This window comes from Cyanobium sp. NIES-981 (assembly GCF_900088535.1).
In the GTDB taxonomy this organism is placed as follows: domain Bacteria; phylum Cyanobacteriota; class Cyanobacteriia; order PCC-6307; family Cyanobiaceae; genus NIES-981.
This window is the reverse complement of record NZ_LT578417.1, coordinates 2,401,046-2,414,613: the sequence shown is the minus strand read 5'-3', so window position 1 is coordinate 2,414,613 and position 13,568 is coordinate 2,401,046. Positions and strand designations below refer to the sequence as shown.

The 13,568-nt window shown below is 69.2% G+C and carries 8 protein-coding genes; 3 read left to right on the top strand and 5 right to left on the bottom strand.

All coding sequences use genetic code 11. The features are described from left to right. Window positions 1–93: 93 nt before the first annotated feature. Together CBM981_RS12105 and CBM981_RS12100 are read left to right on the top strand one after the other, a co-directional pair. A complete protein-coding gene (locus tag CBM981_RS12105) occupies window positions 94–1,425 on the top strand; it encodes a hypothetical protein (RefSeq protein ID WP_087068612.1) in 1,332 nt (443 codons plus the stop codon). Window positions 1,426–1,617: 192 nt separating this feature from the next. Continuing rightward, on the top strand, window positions 1,618–2,715 hold the full coding sequence (locus CBM981_RS12100) for a hypothetical protein (RefSeq protein WP_087068611.1): 1,098 nt from the start codon (window positions 1,618–1,620) through the stop codon (window positions 2,713–2,715). Here CBM981_RS12100 and CBM981_RS12095 read toward each other — a convergent pair. The 5 genes from CBM981_RS12095 to CBM981_RS12075 are packed head-to-tail and all read right to left on the bottom strand — an operon-like array spanning window position 2,690 to window position 11,343. Continuing rightward, entirely contained in the window at window positions 2,690–2,980 is a 291-nt protein-coding gene (locus CBM981_RS12095) for a hypothetical protein (RefSeq protein ID WP_087068610.1), read from the bottom strand. The genes CBM981_RS12100 and CBM981_RS12095 overlap by 26 nt on opposite strands. After that, window positions 2,980–4,530 carry an HlyD family efflux transporter periplasmic adaptor subunit gene (locus tag CBM981_RS12090; RefSeq protein ID WP_087068609.1) on the bottom strand — a complete coding sequence of 517 codons (1,551 nt, stop codon included), beginning with the start codon at window positions 4,528–4,530 and terminating at the stop codon, window positions 2,980–2,982. Before CBM981_RS12090 ends, CBM981_RS12095 begins: the two co-directional genes overlap by 1 nt. Further along, a complete protein-coding gene (locus CBM981_RS12085) occupies window positions 4,530–7,508 on the bottom strand; it encodes a peptidase domain-containing ABC transporter (protein WP_087068608.1) in 2,979 nt (992 codons plus the stop codon). Before CBM981_RS12085 ends, CBM981_RS12090 begins: the two co-directional genes overlap by 1 nt. Further along, complete coding sequence (locus CBM981_RS12080; protein ID WP_157665449.1) at window positions 7,508–8,377, bottom strand: peptidylprolyl isomerase; 870 nt, start codon at window positions 8,375–8,377, stop codon at window positions 7,508–7,510. The genes CBM981_RS12085 and CBM981_RS12080 overlap by 1 nt, the downstream gene beginning before the upstream one ends. Beyond that, entirely contained in the window at window positions 8,374–11,343 is a 2,970-nt protein-coding gene (locus CBM981_RS12075; protein ID WP_225867382.1) for a glycosyltransferase, read from the bottom strand. The genes CBM981_RS12080 and CBM981_RS12075 overlap by 4 nt, the downstream gene beginning before the upstream one ends. Before the next feature lie 275 nt (window positions 11,344–11,618). Between CBM981_RS12075 and CBM981_RS12070 the strand changes: the two genes are divergently transcribed. After that, complete coding sequence (locus tag CBM981_RS12070) at window positions 11,619–13,565, top strand: hypothetical protein (protein ID WP_172820888.1); 1,947 nt, start codon at window positions 11,619–11,621, stop codon at window positions 13,563–13,565. Window positions 13,566–13,568 lie beyond the last annotated feature (3 nt).

Here is a 13,568-nt window from a genome sequence, read left to right as displayed (position 1 = left end):
TGTCAGGCAATCCGGACAGTGGCACGTGCTGGCCAGGGCTTCACGGCGACCGGTCACCCAGACTCCAGTGCCAGTCAAGGGTTTGGAGGGGTGATGCCGGCAGAGCACGGGCCCGGACATGAGCTCGAGCAGTGGGAAGCCCAGGCGATGGAAGCGGTGGCCATGGAAGCGGAGGCCGCCGGCCAGTGGCTCAGGGCTGCCGCCGCCTATGGCAGAGCCGCAGCCTGCAGCGGGGACGACTACCAGCTGCTGGCCAATGCGGCGAACGCCTACTGGCTGGCCGACAGACCCCACCAGGCGCTGGAGCCCTACCGCCAGGCCGTTCAGCTGGCTCCCCACGATCCGGTGGTGTACCGAGGCCTGGGCAACGTGTACACCGATCTGCAGAAGTTCGAGGCCGCCGAGCGCTGCTACCGCATCAGCCTGCAGCTCGCCGACGAGGCCGCAACGGCCTGGAACCTGAGCCAGCTGCTGATCGGGCTGGAGCGCTACGCGCTGGGCTACGGCCTGGCCGAGAGGCGCTGGCAGCTGGAGGGCGCCGATCCCTACCTCGACCCTGCCGAGGCCTGGCGTGGGGAGGTGGAGGGCGATCGCGATCCCCTGCTGGTCTGGAGCGAACAGGGGTATGGCGATATCTTCCAGCACCTGCGCTGGGTCGGCAGCCTCATCCAGCGGCGGGGGCCCACGGCCCCGCCGCTGGTGCTGGATGTGGAGCCCCCCCTGGTGGGTCTGCTCCAGGAAGGACTGGCCCATCTCCGGCCTGCTCCTTTGGTGCGGGGCAAGCAGGCAGCAGCTCCGCCAGCCGAGCAATGGCGGGGGCGCCACGTGTCCCTGCTCTCGCTGCCGGCCCTGCTGGCCGCCCACCCTTCTCCGCCGGGGGCCTGCCGGCTGGCAAGTGACCAGTGGCCAGCCCTGCGCAGCCCAGGCCCATCACCCAGGAGGGTCGGTCTGGTGTGGGCCGCGGGACGGAAGCTCGAGAACCCCTTCACCGCCCGGGAATACTGGCGGCGCAGCCTCGATGACGCCGCCCTCGGTGCGCTGATCGCCGGACTGGCGGAGCTGGGGGCCGAGTGCGTGCTGCTTCAGTTCGGCGAGGACAGCCACCGGGCGGATCCGTGGATCCATCGCACCGCAGCAAGCCTGCCGGAAGGGGCCGACTTCGGCAGCACCGCCAGGGTGGTGGCCGGCCTGGATCTGGTGATTTCGGTGGATACCGCCATGGCCCATCTGGTGGGAGCCATGGGGCGGCCGGGCTGGGTGCTGTTGCCCTTCAGCGCGGCACCGCGCTGGCTGCGGCAGCGGCAAGACACTCCTTGGTATCCAACGCTACGCCTCTTCCGTCAGTCCTGTGCGGGTGAATGGGGAGAGGTGATTAGTTCCGTGCTGGAGGCTTTCGCCGGGCTGATGCATGACTATGGGCCCTGAAATCGTTCCGGCAGTCTGTCTGAAGATCGCCGCCAGCATCCGCGCAGAAGCTGACAAAGGCTGAAGTTTTACGTCTGGGTGTCCACTTACAATGCGCCAGCCGCTTGAAGGGTTGTGATGTCGCTGTGGAGCCGTCTGTTTGGTCGTCGCTGGTCTCGGCAGGACAGAGCGCTCCCGGCCCACGACCGACTGGTGGAGCAGCCCGACACGGCTGGAGCGGGGCTGGGGGGTACACCCCAGATCACCCCCTGGTCCACCACCCGGCTCGCCGGCATCATTCAGAACTGGGCTCGCAATCCCTCCTACGCCGCCCTGATGGATGCCCGGCTGGCCCGGCAATGCCTCTCCCAGTTCTGGCTGATGGCTCCGGTGGACCAGCTGGAGGCCCTCTACCGCTCCCCGATCGGCGAGTGCTACCGCCAGCTGCTGGCCAGCGGCCTGGCCCGGGAAAGCCTGCTCACGGCGGAGAGCCACTGGAAGGACGTGCTCACCCACCGGCTGGCCACGGCTTTTGAGCGCCCGGAGACGACCAACGTGCTGCTGGCGGCGATGCCCTACTTCCCGCCGGGGAAGATGCGGGTGGCCGATCCCTTGAATCAGGTGCCGGCCTGGCTGCAGGAGGACTACGGCAGGTTGTTCGATCCGGCGCTGCTGCAGGCCGCCTGGAAACCCACCGGCCTGCTCAACCCGGCCGGCCAGTCCTACGGCCAGGCGCCGCGCCTCGGGGTTCAGCCCGCCAAGGCAAGGGCGAGCGCCGCGCCGAGCGCCCCCAGCCGTCCGGCCCTGCCCAGGCTGGCCAAGGTGCGTGGCGCGGAGGCTCTGGCGGCCGTGCAGGAACCTGAATTCCTCAACCGCATGGGCGGATTGATCAATCTCCACGTCATCGATCCGGAGGACGGGCAGGTGCTCGCCCAGCTGATCGGGCTGCGGCGGCAGCTGGGCCAGATCTGGCTGGATGCCCAGCCGGCCCAGCTGCAGGACCTCTATCTCAGCCCCTTCGGGCAGCTCTACCGCGACCTGCTTGCCAGCGGCTTCTCCTCGATCCCCCTCACCCAGGAGGATCGCCTGCTGCGCAACCAGCTGGCCAGGCTGGTGGCCGACATGGCCCAGCCCGGCGCCATCAATGCGCTGATGGCCGTGCTCCCTTTCTATGCGCCGGGCAGCCTCGCCTTCGGTGGCGGTGAGCAGCACATGCCTTCGTGGCTTCTGCAGGAGATCGCCACCATCTATGGCGATCGCCCCGATCAGGACGATGCCCAGCCGGCTACCGGTGAAAGTCCTGCCATGTGAGCCAGTAGACGAGGTAGCCCAGCGGCGGGATCAGCACCAGGGGCAGGAGGGTGAGCAAGGCCAGCCCTCCGCCTCCACTCAGGTTCATCGCGGCGATGATCGTGAGCAGAACGATCATCAACATCGTTGCCTTGCCGGCCGTGCTGGTGATCCAGCCGATCAGCAGACGTCGGCGCCGACTTCTGAACACATCGCCGCGACGTCGTTTGGGCACATGCTGCCACCAGGCATGGGCCCGTGGATCGCTGGAAGGCCGTTGGCCCATCAGCGGATTTGCTCGAGCAGGCGGCGCTGGTCGGTGAACATGCTGGTGAAAATGTCGATGAAGCGACGCTCGCGCAGTTTGATGTCAGCCTGGAGAGACATGCCGGCCTGCAGCGGCACGGTGCTGTTGCGCAGCTTGATCGTCTGCTGGTCGAGCTTCAGCACGGCCGGGAAATAGAGGCCTTGGGCTTGGGTGCCAAGCACACGGGTCTGTTCCTCGGACGTGAGGGCATCGGAGGCCACCCGCTCCACCGTGGCGGGCACGGTACCGAAGTTGCCGGACTCGAATGCATCGATGGCCAGCTCGGCTTTCTGGCCCGGCACCACGAAGCCCACCGCCTTGTTGGGCAGGTACACCCGTGCTTGCAGGGCATCCTGGGGCACCACCTTCATCAGGGCCTTGGTGGAAGCGCTGGCCGAGCTGCCGGTACCTTGGGCCACCACACTGCCGGGGCTCACCTCCACGTCGAACACCAAACCGTCCACTGGCGCTGTGAGCTGGCCGTACTGGATCTGGAGGCGGGCCTGCTTGATCTGGTTGTCGAGATCGGCGATCAGGCGCAGGTTCTCCTCCACTTTGCGGCGCAGCTCCACGTTGGTCACCGCCCCGGTGTTCACCAGCTGGGACTGGAGGCGCAGGATTTCGCGCTGCTCCTCAGCGATCCTGTTCTGGTACTCCTGCACCTGATTGCGGGCTTCGAGCAGCTGCACCTCGCTCACCGCGCCCACCTTCTCCAGCTGGGCATAGCGGTTGGCGATGTTGGCGTAGGTGGCCAGGGTGGCGCGGTAGCCCTGCAGGCGGGTTTCTGCTTTGCGCAGTTCCTGGCGGGCCGACTCCCTTCGACTGGCCAGCTCCTCCGCCTGGCTGGAGAGCTGCAGGCGCTGGTTGGGGGTGAGCTTGGCGGTGGCGGCGGAATCGCCCAGGGTGGCAGCGGCGATCTGGTTTTCGTTCACCAGCCGTTCGCGGTTGGCCTCGGCGGCGGTGAGCAGGCTGCGCGGCTCGCGCAGGTCGAAGCGCACCAGAGGATCGCCTTTGCGCACGCGTTGACCTTCCTTCACCAGAACGGCTTCCACCACACCGGGCACCGGGGCATCCACCCGCTTGGTGGAGGTGCCGGGTTCGAGCTTGCCGGGCACGGCGATCGTTTCGGCCAGGGGGGCTGTGACTGCCCAGGTGCCGAGCAGCACCACCGTGCCGATGCCGGTCCAGAGCAGAACCCGCGAGCCGCGCCGCTTCTTGCGCAGAAGCACGGTCTGGCTGAAGGTCCAGGGGGCGGTGCTCGCCGAGGGGGCCGGGGCCAGGTCGGAGCGGAAGGCGCCGGCCGGCACCGGTGGCTGAGGCGGCTGGGTGCTGGCACCGAATGTGGCGGTTGGCTCATCGGGTTGGTCGGTGGGCTTCCGGCCCGTGCCCACCAGGTCCACCTTCACGGCCTGGATCGGCTCGGAGGATGGGCCGAAACCCTGGCCGCGAAGCCGATTGCGTCCGCCGGGGCGCAGCCAGTTGCGACAGCGATCAACCAGGCCGCTGAAACCGGACGAGGTGTGAAGCATCAGTTGAGTCCCTCCTGGTTCTGGCTGCGGTAGAGGGCGTAGTACCAGCCCTGTTTCTCCATCAGTTGGTCGTGGCTTCCCATCTCCATGATCCCGCCCTTGTCCATCAGCACGATCACGTCGGCTGGGCGAACCGTAGCGAGGCGGTGGGTGATGAAGAAGACGGTGCGTCCGCGGAAGGCGTCGAGCAGGTTGATGCACACCTGGCGTTCGGTGCTGGCATCCAGGGCGCTGGTGGCCTCATCGAGGATGAGCATGCGCGGGTTCTGCAGCACGGCCCGGGCCAGGGCCACCCGTTGACGCTGGCCGCCGGAGAGGCCGGCGCCCCGCTCGCCCACATCGGAGTTGTACCCCCTGGGAAGCTCCATGATGAAGTCGTGGGCGCAGGCGATGCGGGCGGCCCGGATCATCTCCGCGGCCGTGGCGTCGGGCTTCACCAGCAGCAGATTGTCCCGGATCGAGCCGTCGAACAGCATCGATTCCTGGGGCACCACGCCGATCTGGCGGCGCAGGGAGTAGAGCTCCACCTTGGCGATGTCGAGGCCGTCCACGAGCACGGTGCCCTCCAGGGGCTTGTAGCTGCGGGGAAGCAGCTTGAGCAGGGTGCTCTTGCCGCTGCCGGAACCGCCCACCAGCCCCACGAAGGCCCCCTTCGGCACCTTGAGGTTCACCCCCTCGAGATTGAGAGGGCCTTCATCGCGGTAGCGGAAGCTCACGTTGGAGAACTCCACGCTCCCTTGCATCGGTGGCATCGGGATGGTCTGGCTCTCCTCCAGGCTCTGTTCGGTTGGACGATCCACCACGTCGCCCACGATCTGGAGGGCCTGGGTGGCCAGCTGGATCTGCTGCCACTGGCGTGGCAGCTGGGTGATTGGATTGACCACGTAGCCGCCGAGGATCCTTATGGCGAAAAGGCCGCCGATGGTGAGGGTCTGACTCACCACCAGCACCATGGCCACAACGAGCATCAGCAGGCCACTGAACTGGCCGAGGAAGGCCAGCAGGTTGGAATTGGCCTCCGTGGCCACGCGCAGCTTGAGATCCTCGCCGAGGAAACGGGAATAACGATCCTCGAACTCCCAGCGGGTCTTGAGTTCGGCGTTCTGGGCCTTGATGGTCTGCACACCCGTGATCACCTCGGTGAGGAAGCTGTAGGTGCGGATCGCCTCCGCCTTCGTGCGCTGGATCTGGGCTTTGATCGCCGGGTTGGCCAGCAGTGAAAAACCCAGGATCACCGGCACCATCGCCAGCTTCACCAGTCCAAGCACAGGGCTGATGGCCATGATCACGATCAGGTAGATCGGCACAAAGGCCAGATCCACCAGCGCCGGCAGGGTGTTGCCGAGCAGCAGCTCGCGGAACTTGTCCAGTTCGCTGAAGTAGAACACCACCCGGCCCACGGGGCGGCTGTCGAAAAAGCCCTGGGGCAGCCGGATCAGGTGATCGAGCACCGTGGTCTTCATCGACTGGTCGACCCGGTTGGCCGTTTCGGTGAAGATGTAGGAGCGCAGGCTCTTGAGCAGCGCCTCCAGGACCGTGGCCAGCAGGATCAAAGCGCCGATGCTGAGCACGGTGCCCACCCCGCCGCTCACGCTCACGGCACCGATCATGGCGAGCATGCCCAGGGGCAGGGCCAGCCGCAGCACGTTGACCACCATGGAGGTGGCCACCACCTCCACCACTTCGCGCCGGTGCTCGAGCAGGTAGGGCCGGAACCAGCTCCAGCCGAAGTTTTGCCTCTTGGCGTCGTCTTTTTTCTCGAAGGTAAGCAGTTCGGTGAGTCCACCCTCATGGGTGGCGAGTTCACTGCAGGGCACTCGCAGCGCCCCCAGTTCCGCCTCCAGCAGGCGGGCATGGCCGTCGGGGTCCACCCCGTCAAGCAGGCCGATGCGGCCGCCCTGCATCAGAGCGGCCGGCGTGGGCACCCGCGCCAGCCTGTCGGTGGGCACGCGTGCTAGCACCACGCGCAGGCCCAGGGTGTCCATGATCTGGCCGAGGTTGACCAGGTTGATCGCCGCTTGCGACTGCAGGATCCCATCCACCTGCTGGAGCAGGGAGTCGCGGTTCAGGGGCAGGCCGAAGTAATCCGCCAGGGCGGTGCACAGGGCCACGGCGATCGCCCGGGCCCCGCTGGCCTGGCGCAGATGGAGTTCACCGGGCTGGACCCGGGGGGCAGGCTCCGTGGGGGAGGGGCTGTATTCATCGTCCCCGAGCAGCTCAGTGGTGGCGAGGGGCACCTCAGTACTTGTGCTCGTGGAGGCGCTGCCGCGGGTTGCCGATGGCTCGGATTCGGGTCCGGGAGGCTCGGGAGGCGCCTGCAGCCCGATCAGCCGCAGCCAGGGGCTGCCCGCAGGGCGGGGTTTCAGGGGCGGGGGGCTGGCGGGCCAGCCCTCGCCGAGGGGGCGACCGCTGCTGCAGAACCAACGGTAGCCCTCCGGCAGGTTGAGGCTGGTTTCCGGGCCTGGCGGGAGGCTGCGCACGATGGCGGCCCCCAGTGGGGCCGGCCAGCTCTCCAGCTGCTCCATCGCCCAGGGCAGGGTGGGGGCCAGCTGCAGCAGCAGGGCGTGCAGCTCACTGGGGGCCAGGCGCTGCTGGAAGCTGGCGGCAAGACCAGGATGGCCATCGAGCAGCTCGAGGAAGCGGGGCGCCGGCAGCAGCAGGGCCTCCACATCGGTGGAAGCCCGCAGGTGCTCGCAGGGATCCTGGCGCAGCACCCCGGCCCAGCCGGCGATGGAGCCCGCACTGAGGCGCTCGATCGTGCGCTGGCCCGTGCCCCGGGGGGCCGGGGCGAGGCTGCGCAGTTGGCCGCTGTTGATCAGCAGCACACCATCGGGCACCACATCGGGGCGGAGCACTGTCTGGCCCAGGCGGAAGCGGCAGGGCTCCAGCAGCGGATCGAGCAGGGGGGCCAGCTCGCTGGGCAGGCGCTCGAAAGGCTCGAACCGGCGCAGAACGGATGGGGAGGGGGCTGTCGTCATCAGCGGCGGGGCTCTCCCGGTGGAATCAGCGGCTCGGAGGCGGCCGGCATCGGAGGCAGGGGCGGGAGGGGCTCACCAGCCAGCAGCAGCTGAACCCGTTCCTGTAGCCAGGCCTCGAAAAGTTCCCCCATCATGCGGGAGCGGGTTTCGCCGTTCAAGCGCGCCGGCAGGTGTTCCTCCAGCCGCAGCACAACCCAGAACTGGGCAACGCGGAAAGGTGGCCACACCTGGCCGGGTTGTCCGAGCCTCAGACGGCGTGAGAGCTCGGCGTGGGAGGCGGCCAGGGAAACGGGGCCGATCAGCCCCCGGCTCTTCCGCTCCTGGCCCTCGGAGTGTCGGCTGGCCAGATCGGCAAACTCGGCTTCCCCCTCGGCAATGCGCTGGTGCAGCTCCTCGGCCAGGGTCTGGTCCTGCACCCGCAACAGGGAGTAGACCACTTGGTCGAGGTCGGGCTTGCGACGCAGGTAGTGCACCTCCACCTCATCGTGCCAGCGGTGCTGCTGGAACCGGCGCAGACGCTCGGCCTGGCTGGCGAGCACGCGCAGATCACGGCGGTGCAGACGCTGCTCCAGCAGCCAGCGGTCGAGGGCCTCCTCGTCCTTCACCCCCTGCTGCTCCACCCAGCTGCGGATCAGCTGGCGCTCCTGCTCGGGATCGAGGGGGATGGCGCGCACCAGCTCATCGAGGATCCAGGCGCGGGCCACCGCCTTGGCCAGGCCCTGCTGGCGGATCAGGCGGTTGGTTTCCTCGAGGGTGAGCCAGGGCAGGCCGCGGCCCAGCTCCACGACGGCCGGCTCGGGCAGGCCCGATAGCGGCTCCGGCAGGTTGGTGCGCGGGGTGGAAGTCGAGGAGGACGGCGACGTGGTCATGGCGTGCGGGGGGAGGCTGAAGGCTTCTGTGCCAGTCCGAGGCGCTCCAGGGCCTCCGCCATCATGGCGATGCCGCGCTCGCGGCTCCAGGTGGTGCGGGCGTAGCGGAAGGCGGCCTGGCTCATCTCCTCCCATCCGCCATCGTCGCCGAGCAGGCGATCAAGCGCCGCCAGCCAGTCGTCCGGACCGCGGGCGATCAGGATCTCCTGGCCATCCCGCAGCCCCGTGGCTTCCGCCGCCAGGGGGCTGAGCACCTGGGGAATGCCGTGGGCGGCGGCGGCGGCCACCTTGCCTTTGAGCCCGGCTCCGCTGCGCAGCGGAGCGATGAACACGCGGTGGCGGTCGTAGACCGTGGCGATGTCCGCCACCCAGCCCTCCACTTCCACCCCGGCGATGCTCCCCCACGTCTCCGCAAGGGCGGGCGGCATGCCGCTGCCGTAGAGGTGCAGCCGCAGCTCGGGATGCCGCTCGTGCAGCTGGGGCCAGACCTCGGCCAGGAAGCCGGCCACCGCCTCGGCGTTGGGCTGGTGGCCGTAGCTGCCCACGAAGGAGAGGCCGGAGCGTTCCGCGAGCGGAGCCGGCTGCTCGGGGCCGGCCACCACCCAGGGGCAGGGGGCAGTGGCCGCCGTACCGAGGCTTTCCACCTCGATCACGGCGCGCTCCACCTCGGAGTAGCTCAAGGTGAGATGCACGCGTTGCATCACCTCCAGTTCCAGGCGCTGCACCTCCCGCACCTGCGCCAGGGCCCGTTCGGCCTCCTCCCCCTCAAGGGCCGCGGCCCGCACGGCCCGCAGCTCGCGGAGATGGTGCAGGTCGGCGTTGCAGAAGAGCAGCCGGGCCTGGGGGGCGTGGCGCTCGATCAGGGGCAGGGCGGCGGCTGCGATGGCGTAGCGGGTGATGTAGATCAGCTCGAATTCGCTGCCACGTTCCTGGAGGAACTGCTCCAGACTGAGCACGAAGGGTGCATGGATCAGCTCGATTCCCTGGCGCTGCAGGTCTTCGCTGTAGCTGCCCAGCCAGGCGAGATTGGCGGGCAGGAAGGTGATCTTCCAGCCCAGGGACTGCACCAGCTGCATCTCCACCACGGCGGCATGGCTGCCGGCGTCCCGGTCGGGACGGGGGGTGTCGTGATCGAGGAACAGAGCACGGCCGCTGATGCCGCGGTCCTTGATCGTGTCGGCCTCGTGCAGGTTCGGTTCGTCCGGGCCGAGGAATGCCGCGGCCCATTTGGTGCGGAACCGGGGGCCGTTGATCTCCTGATACTGCTTGAGGCCTTCGCTGGCCTGGGTGTCGGAGCCGTTGCTGATTCCCTCATGGTGCACCACCCGCGCCAGGGGCGCGTAGCGCACGCGGCGCCCGGCCTGGCGCACCTTGAAGGCCAGATCGGTGTCCTCGTAGTAGGCCGGCGAGAATTCGGGGGAGAAGCCCCCCACCTGGATCCAGAGATCGCGGGGAATGGCTAGGGCGGCTCCGCTCACGTAGTCCACCTCGCGGCTGTAGGAATAGCGAGGGTCGCGGGGATTGCCGCCGCGGCCGTAGTTCCAGGGCTCGCCGTTGCCCCACACGATGCCGCCGGCCTCCTGCAGCTGACCGTTGGCGAAAATCAGTTGAGCTCCCGCCAGGCCGGTGTCGGGCCAGAGCTCGAACATCTTCAGCAACTCATCGAGCCAGTGGGCACAGGGTTCGGTGTCGTTGTTGAGCAGCACGATCACCTCGCCTCGGGCGGCTGCGGTACCACTGCAGCAGGCCTGGTTGAAACCGCGGGCATACTCATGGCGCACCACCCGCACGCCGGGAGCTTCCCGTTCCAGGAGCTCGGCGGTGCCGTCGCTGGAGCCGTCGTCCACCACGATCAATTCGAAGGGAATGGCGGTGGGGGCGTAGGCGAGGGCAGCCAGACAGCGCCGGGTGATGGCGTACTGGTTGTGCACGGGCACGATCACCGAGGCGCGGGGCGTGGTGCTCAGCGGCAGCTCAAGCGGCTCGCGCGCTACCGGGTTGCCGTCCGGTCCGGGCTCGTGGCCGGCGGGCAGGGCCTGGGGGCCGGCGCTGCCATCCCGTCGCAGCGGCTGGCTGAGCAGGCGCTGCCAGAGGGGCAGTTGGGCGGGCAGCGGCAGGGCTTCACGGTCGGCCCGGTCGAGCCAGGCCTGCAGGCTGCGCAGGCGCTCGGCGGCCAGCGGTGAGAGGTGATCGGGAAAGGGAGGGCGGCTGTGCTCGAGCAGCACCGACCACGGGGTGAGCTGGAAGGGAAGGATCTCGAGGCGTTCATCCACCAGCTCCCCGGCTGTGGTCTCCAACGCCAGGTGGTGCAGGTTGCCGTCGCAGAGGGAGGCGGCCAGGGGGATCTGGAAGGGCCACTCACCGGCAGGAAGCGGCTCCGGCGGCGTGATCGGCAGCGGTGCGCCCCTGTCGATCCGCAGCTGCAGCTGCTCCGATCCGCTCGCCCAGCCCCGCACGTCGAGGCCCTCGAGGCCGGCCAGGCAAGCCGGCCGCCCCAGGCCCAGCCGGCAGAGTTCGTTGAGGCGCGCGTAGGCCTCGGCATCGAGGCGCAGGGGGCTGCCGGGGAGCTCATGGCGCCGGGCCTCGTCAAAGAAGGCCCGCAGCACAAGCCCGTTGCTGGCTGGTGGCAGCTCCATGCCGGAGTGCCCGAGGAACAGGAACCCGCAGGCCTCGGTGATGCCGCTGGCATGCAGATCGGGCCGGGGCCTCTGGGCCACAAGGTCGGCCAGGGTCCAGCGGCGGCTGGGATCGAGCAGATCCTCGAGGCTGAGGCTGAGCCGAAGCGGGGTGGGCCCTTGCTCGGGCTCGGCAGGCCAGCGGAGCGCCCAGCCACCAACCCCACCCGCCTCAAGGAAGCCCTCCAGGCGCCCCAGGTAGGGCCCGCGGCGCAGGGGCTCCAGTTCGGTGGCGAGGGGTTCGGAGAGCCCGGAAATGGCTTCAGTAGCCGTCTCCGCGGCCATCGGCATCCTGGGGTGGGTGTTGGCAGGAAACTAGGACGGTTGGGTGATCTTGTGCGCCCCGGCAAGCGCATTGCTGCCGGTGTTGCGCTGCCGGTGCTGTCCGAGTCGGCGGGAGAGGCCTGGAGGGAACGGTTACTCTTGCCCCAGCGGGACGTGCCTCACTGACCGACTCCCTGACCCCCGGGCAGTCCTCTGCCGATCCAGCACCAGCAGCCGATCCAGCGGTTGAATCAGCAGCCGATCCAGCAGCTGAAGCCGATCCAGGGGCGACCCTGGTGTGGGTGAGGCTGGACCAGCTCATGGCCCTGCCGGTGGACCCCCAGGCGCGGTTGAGCTTGCAGCGGCAGTTGCTCGCTGGCTCCCAACCCCTGCGGGGCGCGATCGAGCTGTTGTTCAGCACAGCCCAGCTCTCCGCCGACTGTCTGGCGGAGGCCGCTGAGCGATGCGACTGGTCTGGGGCCCTTGATCTGCTGCGGGACCTGGTGCCCCTGGTGGACACCATGGCCGTGATGGCTCCGGATCAGGCCGAGGAGTTCTGGTCGGCGTACGCCACCCTGATCGGTCAGTTGATGCCCCCTCTGCAGGCCGCCCTGCAGCGCGAGGGGGAGGACGCCCTGGCGCCGGACGCAGCCGCAGGCCTCTGCGCCGACCTGGTGACCCTGCTGCGTCCCCTCCAGCAGCAGTCGTTTCCCCTGCCCCACTGGATTCCCGTGCAGGAACGGCAGCTGGTGCGCCGGGGCGCGCTGGCGGCCCATCAGCATGTGCGTCAGTCCCGCTCCGAGGCGGCTTCCCGCCAGGCCCTGGGCCTGGCGCTGCGGCTGGCGGAGCTGGAGAATCCCATCCCCCCCTGGGTGGCGCGCCTCTGCTGGCAGCTGCTCATGCCGCTCCTGCGGAAGATCCAGCGGGCCGAACCCCTGGAGCCCGCCGCCGTGGCCGAGCTGCTGGGTTGGCTGCAGCGCTTCCCCTTCGAGGAGGCCACCGCCCCCAGGGCCCGCTCCCTGGCGTCCCGGGCCCTGCACATCCTCGAAGTGATCGCGCCAGATCTGGAGGGCCTGCGGCCCCGCCCCCAGCCCGATGCTCCCCAGGCGGCGCCAGACGTCTCTGCCGCCCAGATCGCCGAGAACCGGCCGGCCCGGCTGGTGCTGCTTCCCGCCGGCGCCGAGGGAGCTTCGGAGTTGCTTGATCTCGGGCCGCTGCTGCGGCAGCTGGAGGGCGGCGATCTCCTCGGCGCGGGGCCGAAGGGCGTGGATCAGCTGCTCGACGATTTCTGCTGGCATCTGGCCGGCACCACCGCGGCGCGCCCGGCCTCGGAGACGCTGCTGGAGTCCCTGGAGCCCCAGTGGCAGGAGGGGCTGCGGCTGAGCTCCGATGCCTGTGGCCTGCTCGCCTACGCCGCCGCCGCCTGGCAGCGGCGGCTGGGAGAGCGCATCGATCCGCTGCCGCCGTCGGACTGGCATGACGGGCTGCTGGTGGAACTGACGGCCGACGAGCTCGCGGTGCTGGCCCCTCTGACCGCCCATCCGGATGGGCTGCGGGATGGGCTCGCGGAGCTGCGCCGGCTCCACCACGACACGGAGTTCTGGACCCGGCGGCAGGAGCTGCCGTGGATGGCCATCCCCCCTCCGCAGGAGGCGTTGCGACGGCTGCATGTGGATCAGGGGTTCTACGCCCTGAGCCATGACCCGCTCACCACGCTCTGCCGCTGGGGGGAGGACGCCATTGCGGCCCTGCTGGCCAGTGATCCCTGGACCGATGACGCCGCGGTTCTCGGCCACTGGATTGCGCTGGCCCAGGAGCTGGTGGGCCTGGGGAGGGGTCCGTTGCCGCCGCTCGGCCAGCCTCCCCTGGCGGAACAGCTGCTGGCGGAGTTCAGCGGCCTGGAGCTGGTGTACGTGGGCGACCGGAGCGAAGCGGTGGCGACGGCCCATCGCGCCGGCCAGCTGTTCCGTGGCAGGCCCTTCGGCCTGCGCTGCCTCGCCGCGCCGGACAGCCGCTATCCCCGCAGGCCCGCCGCCAGCCTGAGCGAAAGCCTGGAGGCGCTGCTGGGAGCCGTGGAGGGGCTGTACCGCCAACGTCCTTTCGCCGTGTTGCTGGCTGACTGCGGTGCCTACCGGTTGCCGCTGATGCACCGCGTCCATCAGCGCTACGGAGTGTCGTGTTTGAGTTCAGCTTTGCCTATGGCAGATTGGCTCGGCAACGACGCCGCTTCGCCATCCACCCGTGAGTGATTC